Origin of the sequence: Rhodococcus sp. D-6 (assembly GCF_040256695.1) — a bacterium.
GTDB classification, from domain to species: domain Bacteria; phylum Actinomycetota; class Actinomycetes; order Mycobacteriales; family Mycobacteriaceae; genus Rhodococcus; species Rhodococcus pyridinivorans.
In genome coordinates this window covers 3,374,274-3,398,943 of the sequence record NZ_CP132970.1, presented here as the reverse complement: position 1 = coordinate 3,398,943, position 24,670 = coordinate 3,374,274, and the positions used below count along the sequence as shown (strand labels likewise).

22 protein-coding genes and 1 pseudogene are annotated in these 24,670 nt (G+C 57.3%); 16 read left to right on the top strand and 7 right to left on the bottom strand.

The window, feature by feature from the left end:
- Window positions 1-436 precede the first annotated feature (436 nt).
- On the top strand, window positions 437-1,357 hold the full coding sequence (locus RBB84_RS15795) for an SDR family oxidoreductase (RefSeq protein ID WP_064257532.1): 921 nt from the start codon (window positions 437-439) through the stop codon (window positions 1,355-1,357).
- Between the two features lie 70 nt (window positions 1,358-1,427).
- Here the strand turns inward: RBB84_RS15795 and RBB84_RS15790 are convergent, their stop codons facing one another.
- From RBB84_RS15790 to RBB84_RS15780, 3 genes are all read right to left on the bottom strand, one after another.
- On the bottom strand, window positions 1,428-1,715 hold the full coding sequence (locus RBB84_RS15790) for a hypothetical protein (RefSeq protein ID WP_033096256.1): 288 nt from the start codon (window positions 1,713-1,715) through the stop codon (window positions 1,428-1,430).
- A gap of 360 nt (window positions 1,716-2,075) precedes the next feature.
- Complete coding sequence (locus tag RBB84_RS15785) at window positions 2,076-2,834, bottom strand: aspartate dehydrogenase domain-containing protein (RefSeq protein ID WP_064257533.1); 759 nt, start codon at window positions 2,832-2,834, stop codon at window positions 2,076-2,078.
- 225 nt (window positions 2,835-3,059) lie between these two features.
- The gene (locus RBB84_RS15780; protein ID WP_350247680.1) at window positions 3,060-3,863 is read right to left on the bottom strand and encodes a helix-turn-helix domain-containing protein; all 804 of its coding nucleotides are present in this window, start codon (window positions 3,861-3,863) and stop codon (window positions 3,060-3,062) included.
- A 375-nt stretch (window positions 3,864-4,238) separates the two neighbouring features.
- On the opposite strand from RBB84_RS15780, the gene RBB84_RS15775 reads away from it, so the two are divergent.
- A complete protein-coding gene (locus RBB84_RS15775) occupies window positions 4,239-4,574 on the top strand; it encodes a hypothetical protein (RefSeq protein WP_156666251.1) in 336 nt (111 codons plus the stop codon).
- Between the two features lie 197 nt (window positions 4,575-4,771).
- On the opposite strand, the gene RBB84_RS15770 is transcribed toward RBB84_RS15775, so the two are convergent.
- The gene (locus RBB84_RS15770) at window positions 4,772-5,695 is read right to left on the bottom strand and encodes a UTP--glucose-1-phosphate uridylyltransferase (RefSeq protein WP_064257535.1); all 924 of its coding nucleotides are present in this window, start codon (window positions 5,693-5,695) and stop codon (window positions 4,772-4,774) included.
- 643 nt (window positions 5,696-6,338) lie between these two features.
- On the opposite strand from RBB84_RS15770, the gene RBB84_RS15765 reads away from it, so the two are divergent.
- Window positions 6,339-7,745 carry a sugar transferase gene (locus RBB84_RS15765; protein WP_350247679.1) on the top strand — a complete coding sequence of 469 codons (1,407 nt, stop codon included), beginning with the start codon at window positions 6,339-6,341 and terminating at the stop codon, window positions 7,743-7,745.
- Between the two features lie 235 nt (window positions 7,746-7,980).
- Here RBB84_RS15765 and rfbB read toward each other — a convergent pair whose 3' ends face one another.
- On the bottom strand, window positions 7,981-8,985 hold the full coding sequence (gene rfbB, locus RBB84_RS15760; RefSeq protein ID WP_350246261.1) for a dTDP-glucose 4,6-dehydratase: 1,005 nt from the start codon (window positions 8,983-8,985) through the stop codon (window positions 7,981-7,983).
- A gap of 62 nt (window positions 8,986-9,047) precedes the next feature.
- On the opposite strand from rfbB, the gene rfbA reads away from it, so the two are divergent.
- From rfbA to RBB84_RS15695, 13 genes are all read left to right on the top strand, one after another.
- Window positions 9,048-9,923: a glucose-1-phosphate thymidylyltransferase RfbA gene (gene rfbA / locus RBB84_RS15755; protein ID WP_064257576.1), complete on the top strand. Its 876-nt coding sequence runs from the start codon at window positions 9,048-9,050 to the stop codon at window positions 9,921-9,923.
- A 2-nt stretch (window positions 9,924-9,925) separates the two neighbouring features.
- A complete protein-coding gene (gene rfbC / locus RBB84_RS15750; RefSeq protein WP_064257575.1) occupies window positions 9,926-10,513 on the top strand; it encodes a dTDP-4-dehydrorhamnose 3,5-epimerase in 588 nt (195 codons plus the stop codon).
- Window positions 10,514-11,113: 600 nt separating this feature from the next.
- A complete protein-coding gene (locus RBB84_RS15745) occupies window positions 11,114-12,442 on the top strand; it encodes a UDP-glucose/GDP-mannose dehydrogenase family protein (protein WP_082921183.1) in 1,329 nt (442 codons plus the stop codon).
- Between the two features lie 43 nt (window positions 12,443-12,485).
- Window positions 12,486-13,586: a glycosyltransferase gene (locus RBB84_RS15740; protein WP_082921182.1), complete on the top strand. Its 1,101-nt coding sequence runs from the start codon at window positions 12,486-12,488 to the stop codon at window positions 13,584-13,586.
- Between the two features lie 169 nt (window positions 13,587-13,755).
- The gene (locus tag RBB84_RS15735) at window positions 13,756-14,844 is read left to right on the top strand and encodes a glycosyltransferase family 4 protein (protein WP_197481943.1); all 1,089 of its coding nucleotides are present in this window, start codon (window positions 13,756-13,758) and stop codon (window positions 14,842-14,844) included.
- Window positions 14,845-15,101: 257 nt separating this feature from the next.
- The gene (locus tag RBB84_RS15730) at window positions 15,102-15,971 is read left to right on the top strand and encodes a glycosyltransferase family 4 protein (protein ID WP_197481942.1); all 870 of its coding nucleotides are present in this window, start codon (window positions 15,102-15,104) and stop codon (window positions 15,969-15,971) included.
- Window positions 15,955-16,695, top strand: a complete 741-nt coding sequence (locus tag RBB84_RS15725) for an acyltransferase (RefSeq protein WP_082921180.1) — start codon at window positions 15,955-15,957, stop codon at window positions 16,693-16,695. Before RBB84_RS15730 ends, RBB84_RS15725 begins: the two co-directional genes overlap by 17 nt.
- Window positions 16,685-17,596: a glycosyltransferase gene (locus RBB84_RS15720; protein WP_082921179.1), complete on the top strand. Its 912-nt coding sequence runs from the start codon at window positions 16,685-16,687 to the stop codon at window positions 17,594-17,596. Before RBB84_RS15725 ends, RBB84_RS15720 begins: the two co-directional genes overlap by 11 nt.
- A 375-nt stretch (window positions 17,597-17,971) precedes the next feature.
- Window positions 17,972-18,991: a hypothetical protein gene (locus RBB84_RS15715; protein ID WP_156666258.1), complete on the top strand. Its 1,020-nt coding sequence runs from the start codon at window positions 17,972-17,974 to the stop codon at window positions 18,989-18,991.
- A 14-nt stretch (window positions 18,992-19,005) separates the two neighbouring features.
- Window positions 19,006-20,493 carry a hypothetical protein gene (locus RBB84_RS15710; protein WP_350246257.1) on the top strand — a complete coding sequence of 496 codons (1,488 nt, stop codon included), beginning with the start codon at window positions 19,006-19,008 and terminating at the stop codon, window positions 20,491-20,493.
- Between the two features lie 40 nt (window positions 20,494-20,533).
- Complete coding sequence (locus RBB84_RS15705; protein WP_064257577.1) at window positions 20,534-21,550, top strand: glycosyltransferase family 4 protein; 1,017 nt, start codon at window positions 20,534-20,536, stop codon at window positions 21,548-21,550.
- Between the two features lie 103 nt (window positions 21,551-21,653).
- A complete protein-coding gene (locus RBB84_RS15700) occupies window positions 21,654-22,586 on the top strand; it encodes a polysaccharide pyruvyl transferase family protein (protein ID WP_350246255.1) in 933 nt (310 codons plus the stop codon).
- 521 nt (window positions 22,587-23,107) lie between these two features.
- Window positions 23,108-23,362 carry a hypothetical protein gene (locus tag RBB84_RS15695; RefSeq protein WP_350246253.1) on the top strand — a complete coding sequence of 85 codons (255 nt, stop codon included), beginning with the start codon at window positions 23,108-23,110 and terminating at the stop codon, window positions 23,360-23,362.
- 7 nt (window positions 23,363-23,369) lie between these two features.
- Here the strand turns inward: RBB84_RS15695 and RBB84_RS15690 are convergent.
- Window positions 23,370-23,621: pseudogene (locus RBB84_RS15690) on the bottom strand (hypothetical protein); the annotation flags it as partial.
- Between the two features lie 234 nt (window positions 23,622-23,855).
- Window positions 23,856-24,446 carry an acyltransferase gene (locus RBB84_RS15685; RefSeq protein WP_197481854.1) on the bottom strand — a complete coding sequence of 197 codons (591 nt, stop codon included), beginning with the start codon at window positions 24,444-24,446 and terminating at the stop codon, window positions 23,856-23,858.
- Window positions 24,447-24,670: the final 224 nt, after the last annotated feature.

Below are 24,670 nucleotides of genomic sequence, written 5' to 3'. Positions count from 1 at the left end.
GTTACTCGCATGGCCTTCCGGCGGGGCTTCTGTTGTCTGTGGGCATACTTCCGCTGGTCCGGGGCAGGTCTATGCCTCGAGCGGCAGGGTGAATTCATCGGGTGATATCCGGCTCGTCAGGCTACGAAACACGAAGTTGGACCGTTGTCCAACTTGTGCAGTGGATTGTGTTCTTGCTCCTCGGTTGGGTTGTCGTGTCGATCGCCGTGGCCGTGATCTTCGGGCGAATCATTCGGGCTCGTGACCAGCGCGAGGTCCCGCCACCGTTTCCCGAAGACGGTGATACGCGATGGGAGGACGCCGGTTGAGCCGGTGATAGCTGCCTCGACGGTCTTCGGGCATCCGGGGGCGTTTGCGAGGCGGGTCCTGCGGGAAGCCGACTGTCAACGAGATCTGCACAGTTCGATGACTCCACCGATGTACAGGACGGTATTTCATGCCTGAGGAAGACGTACACACCACTAAGACCGATCAACTGAAGTTTCAGGATCCGACCACTCGCTACCCGTCCATCTCGCCTCCCAAGCAGGATCAGCCCGAGCCGGGCCTCGATGCCGACATGGTGCCCAAGGCCGACATCGGCGAGTTCTCGTATCGAGGCACGGGCCGGCTCGAAGGACGTAAGGCACTGATCACCGGTGGTGACTCGGGCATCGGTGCCGCCACGGCCATCGCATTCGCGCGGGAGGGTGCCGACGTCGCGATCTCGTACCTGCCGGATGAGGAGCCCGACGCCAAGAACGTCGCGCGCATCATCAGCGAGAGCGGTCGCAAAGCAGTCACTCTCCCCGGCGATCTGACGGACGCCTCGTTCTGCTCCGAGGTCGTGAACCAGGCGGTCGAACAGCTCGGCGGGTTGGACATCCTGGTCAACAATGCCGGCAAGCAGATCGCGGTCGAGGGATTGGACGACCTGCCCGACGATCAGCTCGAGCAGACCTTCCAGGTGAACATCCTCGCGATGTTCCGCACCACGCGTGCGGCGTTGAAGCATCTGCAGCCGGGTTCGACGATCATCAACACCACATCGATCGTGGCGTACCAGCCGTCACCCGCGTTGATCGACTACTCGTCGACGAAGGCTGCGATCAACAACTTCACGAAGAACATGGCGACCCAGCTGGCGGAGAAGGGCATCCGTGTGAACGCGGTTGCGCCCGGACCGATCTGGACGCCCCTCCAACCGTCGGACGGTCAGCCGAAGGAAGAGTTGCCCGAGTTCGGGCAGAACACCCCGCTCGGACGTGCGGGGCAGCCGACCGAGTTGGCGCCGGCCTACGTGTTCCTGGCGTCGCCCGAATCGAGCTATGTGGTGGGGGCGACGATCCACGTCAACGGCGGTATGCCCTCGCCGTAGAACGAGCCGAAATCAACGAGTCGTGCGCGCCAGTGAATCTCCACTGGCGCGCACGACTCGTTCTGGAGTTTCAGACTGCGCTGGATGCAGCGTGCCGGTAAGTGCTTCCCCGGGCTGTCGAGATCGGCACGACAGAAGCAACGTCGGCCGACGTTTCCGCCAGCGCTGCGAGGATCTGCTCGGGGCCGGCGCATGTGCTTGCGCATGTGATCCCACGAGCACGGAGCTTCTGAAGAATGAGAGCTTCGACGGCGGTGCAGTAGCCGTCGAGGATGTCCTCGGTGAGGATCGCGTAGTCCACTTCGCCTTCGAAAGCGGTGGTGGTCTCGATGCCTGCGAGGTCGAGGCGCTCCTGCAACTCTGTCCACCGGTCGAGTGCGACAGCGTTTGAGGGAGTGCCGAGGAAAAGTACCCGTGCCGGTCGGTCCGAAAGCGATGATGTCGTCACAGGCTGCTCCAGGGTGCGAGTAGGTCAGGTGAAACCGAATTGCCACTCCCGGTAGGGAGTTACACCTTCACCTGCGAAATGTGGTGTTTCACACTGTGTACAGCACCCGTTCACGCGCCGCTACCCAGGCAACCATCAGGAAACCCGAATGTGACAGAAGTGGTTACGATTCCGCCCGCGCATTCGGGACTTTCGTCCCGAAATTCTCCTCCAAACACGCGAAAGCGACAATCTCCCTCGTTGAACGTTCGGGACCTCTCGGGTCGGCTACTACCTACGGGGAGGCCCGAGCACGACCGCTCCGGGACCGATCCCGAGCGGTAGCGCAGCGAGAACCTCGATCACCGACCAAGCAGTGATCGCAGACGTGCGTCCACTCGACGCCGGGTCGATCGCGTTCTCGAGCGTCAGCTCGTACCGGCCGAGCGGCGACTCCCACTCGACGACGTGGCGCGTGTTTGCAGCGGCGGGGTCGGCAACGACCACCACCTCTACCCGATCGAGCCCGAGCGTCGCGAGGGCGAGAGCCACCGACGAGTTCGAGGTTCGCGGAAAGGCCAGGGCGGCTTCTCGCGCCGATCCTCGGAAAACGGTGCGTTCCGAGTCCAGACGTTCTTCGATGCGTAGTGCACTGGGTCGTTTGATCGTGGTGTGGGTCAGGCGTGCGTCGCGGGTTCCTGCTCGTGCCGCTGCGGCCAGAACATCGAAGCCGCCGATAGCGCCTGTCGGGAGCAGTACACGTCCCGGTCCGGAGCTGAACGACTCCACATCGAAGCCGCGCTCGGCGAATACGCCGCATGAACAGACGATGATGTCCGTTCCGCGTTTCACCACCTCGGGTACCAGGGCCCGAGCGGCGTCGACCGTGGCAGCTTCCACCACGATGTCGGCGGCGTCGAATGCGGCCGCGGTCTCCTCCGGGGTGCTTTGTGAGTCCAGCACGGCCGCGAGGCTCACATGCGGCACCACGTCGTCGCGCAGGGCGTCGATCACCGTCTGTCCGATCGCACCGGTCCCAACAACGCACACTGCTATCGGACGATGTTCGATTTCTTCGGGTGCCAGTTGCCTCACGTCCTCCGCGGCATGCCGCCGCTCGTTTCCACGAAATACGGCTCATGGTACCGAGAGAAGGGTTCGGCGATGTCTGATTCGCGACGTCGTCGTATCGCTCGCACTACCGTTCAAGGATCGGAATGTGTTGCTATGAGGGCAACTACGGCGCCAGTGCCCTGCCGACAGCGGTAAGTGCGCTCATGCTGCCAAGAGCATCGTCTCCTGAGGTGAAGTGGGAATCCTGTGCGACGACACTTGGCGGCATGGGCATCGCACTGCACGCCCGAGTTCGTCGTCGGGCAACCAGCCGTACTCGTCGCACCGACCGCATCGTGGCGGGAGTTTTGGGCGAGGTGGTTGCAGCGACTGCCAGAGCGGGATCCATGCCGCAGCGGAGCGAGCTGGGTCCCACGGTCGATGACGTTCGAGCGCGGCGCGGACGAGGGCATCTACGCCGTGAGTGTCGATCGATTGCTCGACGAGGGCACACTTCGCGGGCGTCAGGGTGTCGAACCGTGCAGACAAGCCGGCCCGGCGGCACGCCGTGGCCAGTCGGTCGATAGGGGATGGCTCCTGCGCACGTGTTGCATCGCGGGTGCGAATTGTCGGGCGGGGGAGTGCAGCAGGTTCATTTGTTGGTTCAAGGACGGTTCGGGTGACCGGGGTGTCACGCCGCTCGGTCGTTCCTGTCACCCCGGGGCGCTTCGTCTTGTCACCTCGTTCAGAGCTGCGGGGTGACGACGTGTCACCCCGCTTCATCGACAGGTTGTACAGGACGGGGCGGCGGTCTTCGCGAGGAATTGTCGCCGCGATCCGCTCTTGATCGCCTTTGGAAATGAGGCCGAGAGCGGCGAGCGCCTTCAAGCAACGCTGCACTTGGCGTTCGCTGATGCGGGCGTACCCTGCGAGCTTTCGCACGGACGGATACGCATCCGCACCATGTCGGGACGCATGGTTGGCCAGGCCGAGTAGCACCACTGTCAGCGCCGGTGCCGAGGGCATACCGGGAGGAGTGGGGGACGGAATGTCGGCGCGTTCGAGCGCCCAGGTGATCGCTTCTATGCTCACGACGTCACCTGCGCATAGGTATGCTGACGCATGTTCGACTCCCTATTAGTCGGACATCCGGCCCGTCGCGATGCCAGTCGCGGCGGGCCATCTGTTTTGATTTGTTCGCACACCCGTTCGGGTGTGGTTGCTCATCTTGGCACCGGGACCGAGGAGGCGTCAACGGTCTCCGCTATGGGCGACGCGTCTTAGGAAGGCGCAGATTGTCCCTCGTTCGGATGAAAGATGTGAGTGATTCAGCAAAATGACGTAACGGAAGAATCGGACACGGCGAAGATGCAGTGTCAGTGCATCTCCGATTGGAGTTCCATGAGTGAGCGTTCATTGGTCGACCACGCGGCCGATACGATCCAGTTCCAGCGCGTCGATGACCGTACGTTACGCCGCCACGCCCGTGCGTCTGTCGGGCTCGAGGTCGACGGTGAGGACCGGTTGCGATCGTCGGCCGGTCGTCCAGCTTCGAAGCGGGTCGTGTTCAAGGAGAGGAATGGCCCAAACTTGTGGCTTATCACCGCGATCGTGGCGTTGATGGCAGCAGTTGCGTTGTTTGTCGGAGGCGTGGCCGTGAATCAAGCTCGTGATTCGACACCGACGTATCAGTCTGTTTACGTTCCGGAGAACGTACTGGGCGGATCGCAGAAGTAGCTGCGCCAACGCCAAACGTAGCGAGACCCGCCGGCAAAGGGGAGGGGCCAGCGGGTCTCAGTTGCCGCCAATTCCCCGAAAGGGGAAGAGGCGTGTTGCGGGGAGGCAACACACTTGAGAGTTAACCAGAGCCGCTGCCATGCGGCACATCGAGGTAGGGACCTAAGTCCCATCGTTAGGGCTTGGCCGCATCTTGCTCAGTTGGCGCCTGAAGTATCCAGATCCAGCCGCTCTTGAAGCCACTTCCGGAGTCCATCGCCGTATTCCTCGCTGTCGAGTGCCGCATCGACGGCTGCGCGGAGGTAGCCACCCGGGTTCCCGAGATCGTGGCGGGTGCCTCGATGTACGACGACATGGACCGGATGCCCTTCCTCGATCAGCAGTGCGATCGCGTCGGTCAGTTGAAGCTCCCCGCCTGCGCCCGGCTTGATCCGACGCAGGGCATCAAAAATCTTGCGGTCCAACAAGTACCGGCCCGCGGCAGCAAGTGTGGACGGGGCGTCGGCAAGCGCCGGCTTCTCAACCATGCCGCGAACTCGCAGGACATCCGGATTTGCAACGTTGGGTACTTCCTCAACCTCGAATACGCCGTATGAGCTCACCTGGCTCTTCGGAACGTCGATGGCGCACAGCACCGTTCCCCCACGTTTGGCTCGGACACGAGCCATTGTTTCCAGGATTCCGCTCGGTTGCACGAGATCGTCCGGGAGAAGAACAGCGATCGCGTCTTCGTTCGGCTCCAGCGCAGCTTCCGCGCACCCGACAGCATGCCCCAGGCCGAGCGGCTTCTCTTGGACGACCGATTCGACCGTGAGCAGATTCGGTGCGCGACGTACCTTCTCGAGCAGCTTGAGCTTGCCCTTCGCCTCAAGGTGCTTCTCAAGGTCGAAGTCGTCTACGAAATGTGCAACGACTCCGTCCTTTCCGGGAGATGTCACGATGAGTAACCGTTGAGCTCCGGAACGGGCGGCTTCCGTCGCGACCAGTTCGATGCCCGGTGTGTCGACTACCGGCAGCAGCTCCTTCGGCACTGTCTTCGTGGCTGGCAAGAACCTGGTGCCCATCCCAGCGGCTGGTACAACAGCCGTCCGAAACGCTTTGCTCACTTCTACTTCCTTCATGGTCCTACCCCGCCTCCCCTGTCGAGCGCATGACCGCGCGGAGGTACCCGTAGCCGCTCGGCCCAAACATTGAACGCTCGGTGAGATACATCTCACCTCTGAAGTCTCGACCACCAGTTACTTCTCGAAAGGTGGTCGGTACGCGCAGTCTAGGGGGCTGTCTCCAGGTTCGCGAATCGAAAATGCACCGAAAGTGCAAGACAATAAGGGCCATTGCCCAAGTGGCGCCGCGACCGAGTAGGGACCGCGGCATGCTACTCAGTGGCATCTCCATCGGAAGCTGCATCCAAACTGGACGGACGTTCAAGCTGCCGCAGCTCGTAAGTAACGTTACAGTCTCAAAGAGCGTTTTCGCAGGGAAGCGATGCGCGCACAACTGGAGGAACTGCGCCCGACTGGGCACGCAATGGGCAGATCCGGCGACCGGGGAGGGTCTGCTGATCAGGTCCGGTGTTGCTTGTTCGTCGGAGCGCAGTATGTGTCTCGGGGAGGAGACAACCATGAGGGTGGTTGGGTTATGACTGCCGTCGGGGAGGCGAGTCGCGACGCACCCGATCCGCTCGTAGGCGAGGACGCCAATCCGGTTTGCGGGCAGCATCAACCATCGAGTTCGGCCAGTCGTCGAAAGTGGCAGCGGTCCTACATCAGCTGCTTATTCTGGTCCGACGCGATTGTCGTAGTACTGGCTGTGGTCCTAGCACACACAGTTCGTTTCGGTCAGAGCGATCTATTAATGACAGAGCCGGTGTCGGAGATCAGTTATGCGTTGATTTCAGCGGGGTTTGTGGGTCTCTGGTTGACCGCTCTCGTACTGTTTCGCACCCGGTCGAGTCGCATAGTGGGCGCAGGCCTGACCGAATACCAACGCGTGGTTACGAGTACCGCTCGGCTCTTCGGGTTCATCGCCATCATCGCGCTCATTTTCAGTCTGGAGTTGGCGCGTGGATACCTCGCTATCGCTTTGCCGGTGGGTCTTGCCGGTTTGCTGCTGTCGCGGTGGGTGTGGCGGAAGGTGATCGCGCGTAAGCGTGCTCGGGGCGACCTCCAGACGTCGGTACTCGTTGTGGGCGGCGCGCGGGCGGTGCGGCACATGACCCGCACCTTCTCCCGTCAGGACGGGGAAGGCTATTGCGTTGTCGGTGTCTGCGTGCCGCGCTATTCGGGTGCGCCCGGTGATGTGATCGATGTCGACGGCCGGGAGATCACCGTCTACGGCGACGAGCACTCCGTCGTCGAAGCGCTCGAGTTGTCGGGGGCGGACACGGTGGTGGTCACTGCCACCGAAACCTTGGGCAGCGACGGTTTGCACGATCTGGTCTGGCAGCTCGAGCCGCTCGACACCGACCTGGTCGTGGCGACGGGTGTGGTCGATGTGGCCGGCCCGCGGATCGAGATGCGTCCGGTGGCCGGTCTGCCGCTGATCCACGTGGAGAAGCCCAGTTATCACGGGGCGAAGCGGTCGGGGAAGCGGATCTTCGATCTCGTCTTCGCGAGCGCGGTACTGGTGGCGTTGGCGCCGGTGTTCGCGGTCATCGCGCTGCTGATCAAGCTCGAGGATCGGGGTCCGGTCTTCTACAAGGCGGAGCGCATCGGTATCGACGGCACGCCGTTCGGGATGATCAAGTTCCGGTCGATGGTGACCAATGCCGACACGATGGTCGACACGTTGCTGGCGCAGAACGAGGGCGCCGGCCCGTTGTTCAAGATGAAGGACGACCCGCGGGTCACTCGTATCGGCAAGGTAATGCGGCGGTTCAGCATCGACGAGTTGCCGCAGTTCATCAATGTCATTCGTGGCGAGATGAGCGTAGTCGGTCCGCGTCCGCCGTTGCGCCGTGAGGTCGAGGCCTACGACGGTCGGGTTCAGCGCCGGTTGTTGGTGCGCCCCGGAGTGACGGGCCTGTGGCAGGTCTCGGGCCGGTCGGATCTGTCGTGGGACGAGTCGGTGCGCGTGGACCTGTCGTATGTGGAGAACTGGTCGATGGTGTCGGATGTGCTGATCATCGGCAAGACCGTCAAGGCGGTCCTGGCCAGCGACGGCGCCTACTGAGATGAAAGTGCACACTGACCGGCTGATCGCTGGTGAGCGTCGCCAGCAACGAACTCCTTTTATCCGAGGAAATTGCAGCGTTGCCACCAAGCCGATCCGGATTGTCCCGTTCACCTCGCGGAAGAGGGCGAACTCAAGCAACACGCGATCGGCTGTGCGGAGCTGCCCGCTGCCAATGTCGGCACGAGGTAGGACTATTGGCAGCGAGCAGCAACAGGGTGCCAGTCACGTAGCACTAGGGAACAAGGCGCTCTCGGATTGCGTACGTTGCTTCGGTTTCCTGCTTCTGTGGCGTCCACCACTGCTCGTGGGCGCGGTACCAGTCGATGGTCGCGGCCAGCCCCTCACGGAAGTCGCGATAGCGGGGCGCCCAGCCCAGTTCGGTGCGCAGGCGGGTCGCGTCGATGGCGTAACGCAGGTCGTGGCCGGGGCGGTCGGTGACGAAATCGAACTCGTCACGGCCCTTGCCGCACAGCTCGAGGACGGTTTCGACGACGGTGCGGTTGTCGGTCTCCCCGTCGGCGCCGATCAGATAGGTCTCGCCGAGCCGGCCGTGTTCGATGATCGTCCACACGGCGCTGTTGTGGTCGTCGACGTGGATCCAATCCCGCACGTTGGTGCCGGTGCCGTAGAGCTTGGGGCGCACACCGGTGAGCACGTTGGTGATCTGGCGGGGGATGAACTTCTCCACGTGCTGATAGGGGCCGTAGTTGTTCGAGCAGTTGGAGATGGTCGCGCGGACGCCGAACGAACGCACCCAGGCGCGCACCAGCAGATCCGAGCCGGCCTTCGTCGACGAATAGGGGCTCGACGGATTGTAGGCGGTGGTCTCGGTGAACTTGATCGGATCGTTCAGCGGCAGGTCGCCATAGACCTCGTCGGTGGAGATGTGGTGATAACGCACGTCGTACTTGCGGACGGCCTCGAGCAGGGTGAAGGTGCCCACCAGGTTGGTCTGCACGAACGGCGCCGGGTTCGCCAGCGAGTTGTCGTTGTGGGATTCGGCGGCGAAGTGCACCACCAGATCGGTGTCGGCGACGAGCCGGTCGACCAGCTCGGCGTCGGCGACATCGCCCTGGACGAAGGTGATCGTGTCGGCGACGGGGTCGAGGGAGGCGCGGTTGCCGGCGTAGGTGAGCTTGTCGAGCACGGTGACCTGCGTGTCGGGTCGTTCCGCGACGGTCTGATGGACGAAGTTCGCGCCGATGAAACCGGCACCACCAGTCACAAGCACTTTCATATTCAAGACCTCCATCTATTTCTCAGCTCGTCATATCGATCGACAACGAAAGGCGCTTAGGTATGCGCGGCATCATTCTTGCTGGGGGAACCGGATCGAGACTTCATCCGATCACTCTTGGCGTCAGTAAGCAACTTGTACCGGTGTTCGACAAGCCGATGATCTACTATCCGTTGTCCACGCTGATGTTGGCTGGCATTCGCGACATCTTGATCATAACCACGCCTCAAGATTCCGAGCAGTTCCAGCGTCTACTCGGCGACGGATCTCGGTTCGGCGTCAGCCTGACCTACTGTGTCCAACATGAACCGAACGGTCTCGCGCAAGCGTTTGTTCTCGGTGCCGATCACATCGGAAACGATTCCGTCGCTCTTGTATTGGGCGACAATATCTTTTATGGACCAGGAATCGGATCACAGCTGGCTCGTTTCGAAACGATTGACGGGGGCGCCGTATTTGCCTACCGCGTATCAGATCCTAGCGCCTACGGAGTGATCGAATTCGACGACAGAGGTTATGCTATATCGCTTGAGGAAAAACCTGCAACGCCCAAGTCGTCGTATGCTGTGCCTGGGCTGTACTTCTATGACAATGACGTTGTCCAAATTGCGCGAAATTTGCGTCCATCGGACCGCGGGGAGTACGAAATCACTGATGTAAACCGCACCTACCTGGAGGCTGGAAAGCTGCAGGTGGAGGTTCTTCCGCGCGGGACAGCATGGCTCGACACGGGGACGTTCGATTCACTTTTGGATGCCTCAAACTATGTACGCACGATTGAGGACCGGCAGGGATTAAAGATCGGTGCGCCGGAAGAAGTTGCGTGGCGCCGAGGATTCATCGACGACCAACAATTGTCCGAAATTGCAAATCCCTTGCTCAAGTCAGGGTACGGGGACTATCTACTTGGTCTGCTCGAAGCGAAGAAGGGCGTTTAAAGATGGAATATCGAGAACTTAAAATTTCGGGCGCTTTTGAGATCTCTCCTCGGAAGTTTGGGGACGAGCGCGGAGAATTTCTTGAATGGTTCAAACAGGAGACGTTTACCGATGTTGTCGGGGCGAGTTTACCTATAGCCCAAGCAAATTGTTCGGTCTCCGAAGCTGGAGTATTGCGCGGAATTCACTACGCTGACGTGCCGCCCGGCCAAGCAAAATATGTTACTTGTGTGTCTGGCGCCGTATTCGACGTTGTGGTCGACCTGCGGGTCGGGTCGCCGACCTTCGGACAGTGGGACTCCGTAGTACTCGACACGAGCGATCGGCGGGCAGTCTTCTTGCCGGAAGGATTAGGCCACGGATTCTTGGCACTGGAGGAGCGATCGACCGTTATTTACATGTGCTCAACTTCGTACAACCCTGAGAATGAGCATGAGATCAACCCTCTGGACGAGACTATTGACATCGATTGGCCAATAATTAGTACGAGCGGCACTCCGCTTACGTACTTGCTTTCCGAAAAGGACCGGAATGCACCCAGTTTTATCGAGATGCGCGAGGCTGGGACCTTACCGCGATGGACCTTGTAGCGAACTGCACCGATCCGGGACTAAAGGAGATCGCCTAGCGTGAATGCGCACCATTGTGAGATCACGGACCCCCGGCTCGACCCGACAGGGCCGCCACCGGTACCAAAGGTAATACTGGCGACTTCAGTTTGGTCAACCAGCTGCCTAGCACGGCGCGCAGGTGTGACTTGCCGCACGTATCCGGTCGAATCGCCGGTCATGAGCGCCTACAGACTCGGATCGGGGATCAACGTCAGACACAAAGGGTGCGCGCGCGTCACGTATGGTCAAGGATGGTCAATTGCGGCTCGGCACGCGTTCAGCGCATTGCTATCTCCTGGGGAGGAAGATAGCCGAGTGCGTCGTGGAGGAGGACTGCTTTGCCTAGACAAAGGCGCAGTCAGAGGAGTTCGGGGAGGACTAATGGCGGCGAAGGACTCGGTCGTACGTTCAGTTCCTAGGCGTGGATGGACACACCAGTCGAAGGGCGCAGGACCCAGATTGCCGTTCGGCACTATTTCAGCGATGTGGCGGTCCCGCCTAAGAAGCCAGTAGACCAATAAATTGTGGACTCAACTGAGCGAATTATGAAATCAAATCCAAGTAGAGTTGGAGAATCTAATGGCGCGTCGAATTGCCGTCTTTGGTACAGGCTACCTGGGTGCTACCCACGCAGCGTGCATGGCTGAACTCGGACACGAGGTACTCGGTGTTGACGTTGATTCATCCAAACTTGCCAAACTCGCTGCCGGCCAGGTCCCCTTCTATGAACCCGGTCTGGAAGAACTACTGGTTAAGAACCTCGACAATGGACGCCTTCGATTTACCGATTCGTATGAGGAGGCAGCCGCCTTTGCAGACGTCCATTTCATCGGCGTAGGCACACCACAAAAACGGGGAGAATTCGCAGCAGACATCACCTTCGTCGACGCAGTCATTGAGACACTGGCGCCACTCTTGAGTGGCAATCACGTTATCTTTGGAAAGTCAACCGTTCCCGTTGGCACCGCTGAACGTCTCAGGAGGCGGGCACGACACCTAGCGGCTCCCGACGCCAATATCGAGCTTGCATGGAACCCGGAATTCCTACGAGAAGGATTCGCCGTTCAGGATACCTTGAGGCCCGATCGCCTCGTTCTGGGTGTCGCATCGGACGATCCCGGGAACGCGGAGTCCGCAGCGCGCGACGTGTACTGTGACCTCCTTCTGAACGAAACACCCTTCATCGTAACTGATTTGGCAACCTCCGAACTTGTAAAGACCGCAGCAAACGCCTTCTTGGCAACCAAAATCTCGTTCATAAACGCAATGGCAGAGGTCTGTGAAGTTGCAAATGCTGACGTTACGGTTCTTGCCGATGCGATCGGTCACGACAATCGGATCGGACGCCGATTTCTCAACGCCGGAATCGGATTTGGAGGGGGATGCCTCCCCAAGGATATCCGCGCGTTCATGGCGCGAGCAGGTGAGATTGGTGCCGATGAGGCACTTACATTCTTGCGCGAAGTCGACAACATAAATATGCGTAGGCGCGTTCGAACGGTTGAGATGGTTCGCGAGTTGGTGGGGGGATCTTTGCTGGGGACCCAAGTTGCAGTTCTCGGGGCAGCATTCAAGCCGGACTCAGACGACGTTCGCGACTCGCCTGCCCTAAGTATTGCCGGGCAGATTCAGCTACAGGGTGCGTCAGTGAACGTCTATGACCCGAAAGCGATCGAAAACTCCCGAAAAATTTTCCCCACACTTGGATACGCATCCAACATCGCAGATGCTTGTAAGCGAGCCGACGTTACGCTTGTTCTGACCGAATGGGACGAGTTTCGTAGCATGCAGCCGTCACTGTTGAATGAATTAGTTAATCAAAAGATTATCGTCGACGGTCGAAACTGCTTGGACCCTATTCAATGGCGCGCGCAAGGATGGACTTACAAGTCCCTCGGCCGGCGGTAGGCATCACGGGATCGTATCCCAAACAAATCGCAAAGGATTGTAGATGGGTAAATCCGTAGGAATTATCGGAACTCGAGGATATCCAAGTTACTATGGCGGCTTCGAAACAATGGTTCGAGAACTCGCGCCATATCTCGCCGATCGCGGCTGGGACGTGACAGTGTACGGTCGTCCCGGAGCGACCAGAGCCGACGACTCTCGCCGGGACGAACGTATTCGTACCTTAGTGACACCCGGACTAGAGACGAAGTCCCTCAGTACCTTGTCGTATGGATTGTCTTCCGCTATTCATTCGGCAGCTACACGTCCGGACGTAGCACTCGTTCTGAATGTTGCTAATGGCTATTGGCTTCCGCTTCTGAAAGCCAGGAATGTCCCAACGCTGGTCAACGTCGACGGAATCGAGTGGGAAAGGGCGAAATGGGGCAGGGCTGCGAAATTCGCATTCCGGGCCGGTGCACGCCTCACCGCGAAGTACGCGGACGACCTGGTCTTTGACTCTCATGCCATTGGGGATCGGTGGGCGGAGGAGTTCAATCGAAAAGGTCAATTTATTCCCTACGGTGCACACGCTCCTTTGTCGAGTCCGCCCCCAGATAAACTGCAGAGGGGGAAGTATATTCTCATCGTTGCTCGGTTTGTTCCGGAGAACACCGTAGTGGAGTTTTTCGACGCAGCGAAGAAACTAAGTCGCGATTGGGACGTCGTGATTGTGGGATCTAGTGGTTACGGTGGGGATTTAGATAATTGTGCGCAACAACTTTCTGAATCTGTAGAACGTATCCACTGGTACGGCCATGTTAGCGACGATGCTAAATTATTCGCTTTGTGGCAAAACGCCGGAGTATACTTCCACGGACATAGTGTTGGCGGCACTAATCCCGCGTTAGTGCAAGCGATGGCTTGTGGGATACCCATCATCGCCCGTGACACCGTATTTAACCGGGAGGTCCTCGGGCCTGATGGAGAATTTTTCCAGCCGTACCCAGAAGATATCGTCCGTTCGGTGAGTGCCGTCATGGCAGATCCGTCGAAGCGCGCCCGACTCAGCGCTACGGCCATAGCGCGCCAAAAAGCGGAGTACACCTGGGCTAGCGTTTGCTCTGCCTACCATGATGCGCTTGAAGGGTTGAAGAAGCAGTGAGGGCGGTGCGACAACCCAGTTGCTCGCTTTGCGGCGCGCCAGCCACCTCGCTTCATCCATCCCTAAGAAGTACGCGGATGATTATGGCTAACGCACAGGACGGTAGAACCATATGAACACAAAGGTTTTATATTGTCACCCTGGCGCGGAGCTATATGGTGCTGACCGAATGGCGCTGGTAACCGCTGAAGGGATTGCGCAATCAGGGAACGTCGTAAAGGTGGTGCTGCCGAACAGCGGACCGCTCGAATCCAAGATTCGAGACGTGGATATCGATATTGAGCTGGTGGATGTTCCGGTTTTGCGCAAGTCAGCTTTGACAATTACCGGGATGGCCAGGTTGTTCGCCGCTTCCGTAACGGGAGTTATCAAAGCTATCAGGACTATACGCGATTTCGATCCCGATGTCGTGTACGCAAATACGATAACCCAACCTATATGGTTTCTCGCAGCGAAAATATGCCGTCGCAAACTTGTGTGTCATGTGCGCGAATCAGAATCGGGCGCTCATCCGCTCATCCGAAAGGGCCTTCTATTACCTCTTGCGCTCGCGGACGACATAATCACGAACAGCATGGCAACACTGGAGTTCGTCAGACAATCGCTGTCATCTCGAGCGCATGTTGAGATGCACGTCGTATACAACGGAAAGGATTGGTCAAAATATTTCCGTAATGAACCCCGCCCGATACAGCAACCCGTGAGAATCCTGCTAGTGGGCAGAGTGAGTCCAAGGAAGGGTCAGGATGTCGCCCTACAAGCGGTCGGAATTCTCCGCCGCCGGGGTATTGATTGCACTCTTCGGCTAGCGGGGGACACGTTCCCTGGGTACGAGTGGTTCGAAGACGAATTGCTGGACATCGAGAGGCGCTTGGACCTCAGTACAAATGTGAAGCACGTCGGATTTGTGGATGACATCCCGAAAGAACTCGAATGGGCGGACATAGTACTTGTTCCATCTCGTCAAGAGCCATTCGGTACCGTCGCTGCGGAGGCGATGGCAGCGATGCGACCAGTGATCGTAAGCGGCGTCGAAGGGTTGACTGAGATCGTCGAGCAGGGACGAACAGGGCTCGTTGTACCGCCGGATAGCCCAGAAGAGCTTACACACGCGATTCTGCGTTTAGTCATGAACCCGTTAATCGCCGCGCAACTCGCGAAAAATGGTTACGAGCGCGTTAATCGAGACTTTTCACTGGCCAAGTACAAGCGCCAGATTGAGTCGGTTCTTATGTCCCGAAAGATCGGTGGGGACTGATAATGGGCAGCAAAGCGAGCGTTTTGAGCTTAACTGATCCGTATGCCTCAAGTCATGGAGGGACGATCCGCACTCGCGCGTTAATCAGGTCACTAGAGAATTCGGGGCTTGACACAGCAGTGTTGACGCCCTCCATGTCGCAACGGAATCCCAATCGATCCGGACCGGCAGGCGTCGCAAGCGAAGAATTGCGTCCATATGCACGCCTTGGGCGTCTCGCTGGAACGGTGAGTTCCCTCAAAAGACGCTTTCTTCCAATGCCGACCGAAGCCGGCGCCAGATCCGCCCATCTGCGCGATCAGGTCCTCGAAAGATCAGCGGACCTCATACTTGTCAGTATTATCGCGCACAGGCAATACGCACAGTTAGTGTCAAGTGTCGTCTGGCAAGACTACATGGATTTGTGGGGCCATTTCGGTAAACGTGAGGCAAGGAACAGGAGTGGGTTACCGAGGCTTACAGCGCAAGCCCAGGCAAGAATAATCGAAAAAAGAGAGATCCGCGCCGCCCGAGCCGCCGATATTGTGACGGTCACGGGTTGGAAGGACTGGGAATTCTTGTCGCAATATTCCGAGGCGAACTGGCTTCCGACTCCGCTTCCAGACGAGAGTTTTCGAACCGTCGACCGTGTTGGAACGGCGGACCAGGTGGCTGGTTTCATCGGAAACTTCGAGTACTGGCCAAATCGCGACGCCTACCGAATGCTCCTTGACTATTGGCTTCCCGCTTTGCGTTCTAAGGGATGGCGCATCGTCGTTGCGGGTCACCACACCGAAGTGCTGGGTACTCCTCCAGCTGGCGTTACATTGATGGGGTCGGTCGATGACGTCAATGACTTCTATCGCCAGCTCAACCTGTCTCTTGCCCCTATCCGTCTCGGTGGCGGTATGAAGGTCAAGGTTCTTGAGTCGCTCGCAAGGGGAATTCCCGTCGCCGGCACTTCAGAGGCTCTCGAAGGATTTTCACCCGAAGTAAAGAGTTTATGCATCGAATGGGGTGAAAGCGTGGACCTCCGCCAATTGGAGGATGTCCATCTGATCGATCCCACTTCGTCCGCGCTCGATCCATATAGGCAATCGTCATTCGAACGGACCGTTGAGGAGATCCTAAATGGCAAGTTCAAGTAATCGAGATTTTAAGAGCAGTCCATCGTCACGACTTCTACGCGTGGCACAAAGTTTGCTACGGTTATCGGGCAGAGACTACGAGATTTCTGCTGACCTCCCGGCTCGATATCTTGTCGGAGAAATGGCCTCTCGGGGGACTCAATTGCTCCGCGGATGCGTCCGTTTCCGCACATTTTCGTTTATTGGAAGTAGTGTAAAGATTCGGGGCATAGACCGCCTTCTTATAAAGCGTGGGGTTTCTATCGGCTCAGGCACGATAATTGATGCGCGTAGCAAGAATGGAGTTGTTCTGGGCGAAGGGAGCCGCCTCGGACGGCGAGGAATCATAACAACTACCAGCCATCTTTCACTCATGGGAGCTGGGGTGACGATGGGGGCGAGGTCAGGAATCGGAGACTACTTCCATTTGGGCGCGTCAGGCGGTATAACGATTGGCGAGAACGTCATTGTCGGCCCATTTTTTACTGTCCACTCGCAAGAGCATGTATTTTCTGATCCAAGTCGTCCTATTCGGGACCAAGGGACGCACGAATCGGCCGTCACTATCGGAGCCGACTGTTGGATTGGTTCGAGAGTAACTATTCTTGCCGGCGCAAAAATCGGTCCGAGAACCGTTATCGCTTCGGGCGCGGTGGTGCGAGGAGAGCATCCGGGTCACGAAATCCTGGCTGGTATTCCGGCGCGATCGATACGAGATTTGCGAGGAGTTCACGATGGTGGATAACGGTGGCAGATCGCCTGATGAAGATTACAGCAGGCTCAGTGGCATCGGGGCTGTGATTGTGCACTATCATCGCGAGAGGGATGCGCTTCGACTGGTGCGATCCCTTCAGGACATTGGTATCAGTTCGGCTCATATTGTATTTTGCAATAACGGTGCCACGCGAGAGTTTATCGACCATTTCAGCAGCGACTTCCCAGAAGTAAGGTTTTTGGATCTTAAGAACGTCGGATTTGGTGCTGCAATGAACGCCGGACTCCGCGCTCTTCCTGGCCGCGTCGAGTATGCGCTGTTACTCTCGCATGAAGTAGAACTGGAAGTATCGTGCTTGGACATACTCGTGTCCGAACTGCGCGACAACCCGACCACCGTCGCTGCCGGCCCGCGGCTGATGTCGAACGAAACCACCGTATGGTCTCTCGGTGGAGGCACAAGTCGATTCCTGCGTAAACCGGCAAATGTGGGGCGCGGTATGAGGATTGACGCCGTCACCGGGCCTACACGGCGCGAAGTAGACTGGCTTGACGGGTCGATCGTCCTTGTCGATCGCGCCAAATTAGCCGAGGTCGAGAACTATTCTGAATCGTATTTTCTTTACTTTGAGGATGTTGACCTCGGCTGGAAGATTCGCCAAGCAGGTGGGAAGGTTATCTGTCGAACAGATGCGCTTGCGTTCCAATCTCCAGGCGGTCACCTGAACCATCTCTATGCCGTGCGTAACCTTCTTTGGCTTCTGAGAAAGCAACGTTTCTACCTTGCTTACATCTCGTACATCTTCGAGAACATTTTTCGGCTCATGATCGGAGGCATTCTTAAACCCCGGGGTTATTGGAGTCGCGCAAGACTCCGTGCGAGCGGGCTGAAGCAAGGAATTTTTCCGGAGCCTTCCCAAGGAGAGAACTGAGCATTATGCCTCCCAATCAACGTCGACTGACGCCTCGATGGTCTTGGTCGCGTAGAGCGCCAGTCTGATATGCACGTGTCTTATTCGTACGGGAGGAGGGTAGACGTGGCGTCAAATGTGAAGCACCCCGCTACAGGGTTGGATCGCCAGATTGCGCCTCTGGCGTTATTACTCATGGGAGCGCAACTCCCAATAGCTCTTGGCGTCTCAACAATGACAGCGGTAGTTGTCGCACTTCTTCCCGTCACGCTACCCGTCGTCCTGTCCTCCAGGCCGGGGAGGGTTGCGACGCTACTAACGTTGCTTGCTGTCGGGAACGGGCTTTGGTTGTCGATGGTGTCCGATAGGCCGATTAACACATCGAACGCTGTGTTCATGGCAATCCTCCTGGTGAGTGGCTATGGCTTATACGCCACCGTGCTGTGGTCATCACGGGTGATTGGCACAGGGCGATCAGCAGTGTGGTTCTGTATCGGGCTCCTCGTACCACTCGTTGCGGGGATCATCACATTCGAAGAGAACGCGTGGAAGTACGGTTATTCGCTTCCTGTCGCCGCGCTCGTGTGTGTTCTTTTCTCGAGACAGCGTGCCATCGTGCAAGTGTTGGGTGTGCTCATCGTGGGTCTACTTGGAGCTTTCCTAGAGTCGCGGAGCTTCTTCGCGATATGTTTGGCGACTGTAGCCATCTACCTATACTCGTCTCGGAAAAAGGGCACGACGGGTAGATCCCGGGCTAATCGACTTCGTCCGATCCTCGTGCTTTCGTTTACTTTTGTGGGGATTTACATTGCCGGAACACGCCTGTTTTCCGGTGGATATCTTGGCGATGGAGCGCAAGCGGTCACGGCAGGGCAGCTCGCAGACGGGCGTTCATTGCTTGTTACCGCTCGACCCGAATGGTTCGCGACGTTTTCGCTAATGGAAGAATATCCTTGGGGCATGGGTATTGGGACTATCCCAACGCTTAAGGACTATCTAACAGCGGCGAAGGGTCTTGCCGATGTGGGGATCGACGCAGGCGGTCCGTACTATACTGACTATCTCTTTGGAGGTCATTTCAAGCTTCACTCGGTACTAGCTGACCTGTGGGTCAATTTTGGGGTTTTCGGACTCGTGACGGGTTTGACCATAACAGGCGTTATTCTGTTCGGTCTCCTTCGCGAGACGGCTGGAGGTCGACCGTCAACGCTCGCTATATTCGCATCACTGTCGGCGCTCTGGTTTGTATTCTTCGGGCCCATCATGTCGAACTTCGCCTGGGTCATGTTTGCCCTTGCCGTTGCTCATGCCCGTATTTCTGCAGAACACTCGCAAGACGGTGGAGAGCGATTGGGGCCCTATGATGCGCGAGACCCGTCCTTGGTTTCCGCTCGTAGTCGGTTGGACGGAGTTTGATGAAGACTAGCCGAGTGCTCGGTGGGATCTCAAGTAGCGCATTTGCTGGCGTTGCATTGATGATATCCGGGCTGCTTCTCATCCCGCTCAACATAAGCACGTTGGGTGCTGACGTATACGGTGTTTGGTTAACAATCAGCGTCACAGCGACCGTTCTGTATTATTCAGACTTAGGTATTGGGCTTGCCATAATCCATTATGGCTCGCAGTTCCGTGCGCGCTTGGTGACGCTGAGCTATTCTTCTCTGTTGTCCTGCGGAGTTGTGTGGGCCTTTGGGATCTGGCTTGTTGTCGGTGCTTGCTTCGCAGTCATTTCTGACCTTCTTCTCGACTCTCGATTCGAGGCGGCCGGAATTTCGACGTTTACAGCGGGCACGTTGATAGGGCTGGGGCTTCTACTTTTGGGCGCGCTGGTCATTAAGCCGTTCGAGTCGGTACTAATCAGCGCTGGGTACATAAACTATCAACGTCGAAGCCAAGTAGCGGGGGCGGTACTGCGGGTAGTTGGAACCGTTTTTGCCTGCGTCACTTTCGGAGATGTTGTTGCGGTTGCGGCGGCAGAGGTAGTAGCGATGTTGCTTCCGCCTGCTATTTCTGCCGGTCTTGTTCTGAAGTTTCGACTAGCTACTGTCAAATGGACTCTCGTGGACGTATCGACATTCCGTACGCTTTTCAGTTACAGTTTAAAATCTTTCGTTACTGGAATGGTCGGAGCGCTCGTTTTGCAGGCCGGAGCGATCGTCGCAGCAATCGTGGGATCACCAGCGGACGTAACGTACTTTACAGCGGCATTTCGCGTTTACAATAGCATCCGACAGATAATTTCATGGTTAACGGAACCTTTCCGGTCAATGATGAGTCGGCTCTGGCGACTCGACCCTGTCAGTGCCCAATCTTCGCTCGTTTTATTCCTATTTGTGACGTATAGCGTCACTATTACGGGATGTATTTCGATCGCCTTAGCTTCTGTCGATATTGTCTCGGTCTGGCTAGGAGAAAATGTCCCTATCGGAGCGGTGTCGCTCACGGTTTCGATTTTAGTCATGGGACTGGTTTTGAACGTTGTGCATATACCATTCATTCCCGCATTAGATGGTGCTGGCCGTCCGGGAATTTATTTTCCACTTCAGGTGCTGTGGCTGGTGATGTATCTAGCGGCCGCTATACCGCTAGGCAACCAGTATGGAATCGTTGGCATAGCAGTAGGTCTCTCAGCGCCCTTGATTTTGTTAGAGCCTCTCTACCTATGGAGGGCGCTCTCGGCCCTGGATCTGACCTTCGAAAGGTGGACGTGGGAGGCTTTGATCCCTACCGCTGCCGTTGTCGCCGCAGGCGCCTTGACCGTTGGCGCTCTCTCAGCCTTAGGTTTCATCTACGACTTTGATATCCAAGGATGGATCCTTGGGGGGGTGTTTGGGTTGGGAGCCGTTGCAGCTTTTGCCTGTGTTTCCAAGCGAATTGGCGTTGAAAGATTCCGAACCTTGCTAAGTGCAGAACTTTAAAGGGTACCGTCTCGCGGACAACTTGTATTTACGGGAGAATGTGTTGGACACCGTTAACGTTGTTTATCCTGCCCATGCCGGTAAAGAAGCATGGACTGAGCGACGAGAAAGCAATGGCGCTCCAGACCTCTGGCCTTACGGTCTAAATAGGCTGGGTAATTACGGGAAGAACGTGATTGCGTCTGATTTAGGGGTTGTCAGTCATTTCGAACGTATAAAAACTGTTTGTCGAGGCCGGTTGCCGGGACCAGGTGGTAATACCACTGCTATAGCATGGGATGAACGTACCGGGTTGCGAATGCTGAATTCTGTTCGTGCGGACCGCATGTATTGTGGCGTAATCTGGGCGACGGACAATCTAATGAGACGCGAGTCTCGTCTTAGCCTTATGGAATTAAGGCGTGCCCTGAAGACCTTCGATGGTGTTTGGTGCTTGTCGACGGGACAGGTCGCCTTGCTGCGGGACTGGTTAGGCTTCAGGGTCGATCAGGTAAGATATCTGCGTTTCGGCGTGGACGCGGACTTCTTTTCGTTCTCTTCCCTTCCAAACAACCGACCGCTCATTGTCTCTTTCGGCAACGATAGGGACCGAGACCCGAAGTCTTTATATGAAGCACTGGACATAGTGTTGAAAAGGATTCCTGATGCGCAGGCACTGGTGCAATGCGATACCTCCATGCCGGCACCAAAAGGCGTCAAAGTGATTGAACGCGTCAGCCATCAACGTCTTCGGGAAATCTACCGCCGGTCCTCTCTTGCTCTGATCGCAACGCGACCTAATTTGCATGCTTCGGGAATGACCGTTGCGCTGGAGGCGATGGCGACTGGTCGTCCAGTGGTAGTTACAGATACCCCCGGGATGTCAGATTATGTGCGGGAAGGTGAATCCGGTCATTTGGTACCGTGCGGGGACGTAGAGGGGTTGGCCTCCGCCGCAATCGCGGTGCTTGACTCTCCCGGTGTAGCGTCTGAGATGGGGTCAAAAGGCCGCAGATCGGTAGAAGAGATGTTTAATACCGAATCGATGGCGAAACGGATCAACGAAATCATTTCCTAGATGATTAAGTTTTGACTGGAGGATTTAAATGCTAGATAAGTTGGAAATGGTCCAGGAGCAGACGCTTTCGGTGCTTAGGTCGCATCTTGCTGTAGGCGAGCGCGTGGCCTTGCTGGATTTTCCCAATCATCAGAATTCTGGTGATTCACTGATCTGGCTCGGCGAACGGGAATACTTGGCCCAGGTTGGCGCGAGAATTGAGTTCGCCTGTGATATATTGAGATACGATCGTTCGTTCATAAATCGGCATGCTCCCGGAACAACGCTTCTGCTGCATGGCGGCGGAAACCTTGGGGATAGATGGACGGATTACCAAGAGTTTCGCGAGCGAGTGATTACGGATTTTCCGGATCGGAAAATTATTCAGCTGTCTCAGTCGATTGAGTTCTCTGAGGGAGATCGGCTTGATCGCGCAGTCGATACTTTTTCGGGCCATCCGAACTTTTCGCTGTTGTTACGGGACTCTGTCAGCATGGCGAAAGCAAGAAGGCTTTTTCCGGAAGTGTCGATCGATTTTTGTCCCGACCTGGCGCTGGGCTACGGACGACGTCAACCGTTCGGTCGTCCCGCTACTGAAGTGGTTGTCGTCAAACGTCGCGATAGCGAAGCAGTATTTTCTGGGGCGCTCTACGAGGGTGCGTTCTCGGAGACAGCGGAGTATTGGGACTGGGGATTGAGCGGATGGAAGCAGGGCGCATGGCGTGCGGTCCACGTTCCCGGGGGGGTGTGGCGCCGCATTCCCGCGTCGCGTCCGTTCTTGAAACCGGGGCTAGTGAAAATTTTTGACTTGCAAGCGAAGCTAAATGTCGGAAACGCGATCGGGATTCTCTCTCGGGGGCGTGTAGTGGTGACGGACCGATTGCATTCGGCCGTTCTGGCGATGCTGATGTCCAAACCTGTCGTTGTTTTGGACAACGCAAATGGCAAGATTTCTGCAATCTTCAAGGACTACCTCGGATCCATCGGCAGTGTTCGGTTTGCAAAGGATATATTCGAGGCCAGCGAGTTGGCGGACAATTTCGTGAATAATATGTGATAGTGATTTTGTTGTTCTGGTATTGCGGATCTTAATGGGAAGGTTTGGAATCGGCCCGCATTCGCGGATCGATCGCGATGGGTGCGGATGAAGAATCTCGACGTTCGTCTCCGGATCATACACAGTTTCGTACCCTTGCCGACCGAACGAGTTTGTCGGCAAACTTGAGCCGGGTGCCGTTATTCCGATTCGACTTGGGCCCGAGTTAGGTCATTACTGATGGATAGGTGACGCGGCGAGGCTGTGAGCTGCAGGTTCGCGACTGCGGTGGAGCGGATCGGGACACTAAGCAGGTAAGCTCGGGCGGTCGCATTCGTGCGGAAGGTGCGCACCGCGTCAGGGGGCTGTCGCGGTGCAGGTCGTGCGCAAATACCGCGGTCGGCACGAGATCATCGCTCATGTCGGGTCCGCGCACACGGACGCCGAGCTGGGCATTCTGCTCCAACGCGCCCGCCACCTGCTGCACGGCGATCAAGGCATGTTGGACCTGGATGTGCCGACGCCCGTCGAGCAAATCGCCGATGTGGCCGACTGGCGAACCGGTCAACTACCCGGCGCGACCACGAGCCCAGGGCGGGGAACGCGCCGGCCCGGGCCGGACCGTGCGCACCAGCGCCCGGTTGCTTTACGACGTGCTTGCTTCCGTCTACGACCGGCTCGGCTTCGACATTCTCGACGATGCAGTGTTCGAGCATCTGGTGATCGCCCGGATCGTGGAACCGATCTTAAAGGTCGACGCCCTACGCGTTCTCGACGATCTCGGTGCCCCGACTTAGGACATTTTTAGTACCCCGCGAAGTCGAGATCCGCGAGAATTCTTTGCTGAGCGGCTGGGATCTGCGGCGGGAACGACTCGGTGGCCCCGTTAATGACGATCGTGGAGGTCCGCAACGGCCGTAGCTGCTTGACGACATTGCCGATCGCCAGGCCGGTGTGGTCCTGGACTTCACGGGCGACGGCCAGCGCGGCGAACACGATGGTCAGGTGTGCCTCGATCGCATCGCGGGTGCAAGGCTGGTCAAACAACTCCGGCCGCTACGCACCTCCACCATTGCCATCAACGGTGCCGTCCAGGACTTCCCACCGCAGATCTCGGCCGCTGAACAGGAGATTCTCACCCGTCTCGGGTTCGAATCGGGGCACTAAGCCAAATGTCCTAGCTCGGGTAAAAAATCGGGGCTTTTATTGAGCGCATTTGAGTGTCGCGCTGCTTGCGATGGTGCGCATTTTCGTAATTATTTGGCTGCTACGCATGACAGTCAGAGACGACTAAAGAAACCAAGGAGATTTTGTGCGGGCGGCACGCCATCGATAATTTATGCTTGCATCCCGAGTGCCGATCGGTTTTGCGGGAACTCCTCCCACTAAAGTGTAAGGCTCGACATCCTCAGTCACGATTGCGCCAGCTGCCACGACTGCGCCCTCTCCAATAGTAACGCCCGGAAGGATAGTGCTGCGGAAACTAACCCAGGCTCGATCGCAAATTACGATCGGTCCTCCCTGAGTCGCAAAAGTCGGGCTGTTCAGGTCGTGCTGCATCGTCCAGAGGGCGACCTGGCTAGAAAGATTTACGCTATGTCCAATGGTGATACCGTTGCGGCCGTCGAGGATAGCGTCTGATCCGATAATTGTGCCGGCTCCAATACGAATGTTTCGGCCGCTACGGATCTCCCGCCATCGATATAGTTGTGCGGTCGGATCAATGGTCATTCTGAGTAAATGGGCGGCACTGGCTGTGCGAATGCGTTTGCTTGGTATCCTCCCAAGGAGTTCGGCTGAATAGATACTTGCTCCTGCTTTTGCTGCCCGAAGGTTTGACCAGATGTTTGTACTTTTGAGTCGATTTTTGATCAGATTCATAGTTCTCCCATCGCATCGCGTGGTTAGGTAAGGTGTTGGATAGGGTGTGTTTATCGCGACAATCTTCCTCGATCAATGTCGCAGCGATACCTATCGTTGGCATTTGTGGTCGGTTAGTATCGCAAAATCGAGTCCCTGCGAGGGGTGGTTTAGCGAAGATTCGGCGCAAACCTGAGAGAAAACGCACCCCCGACACCTCCGGCCAAAGTGAATATTTCTGGATG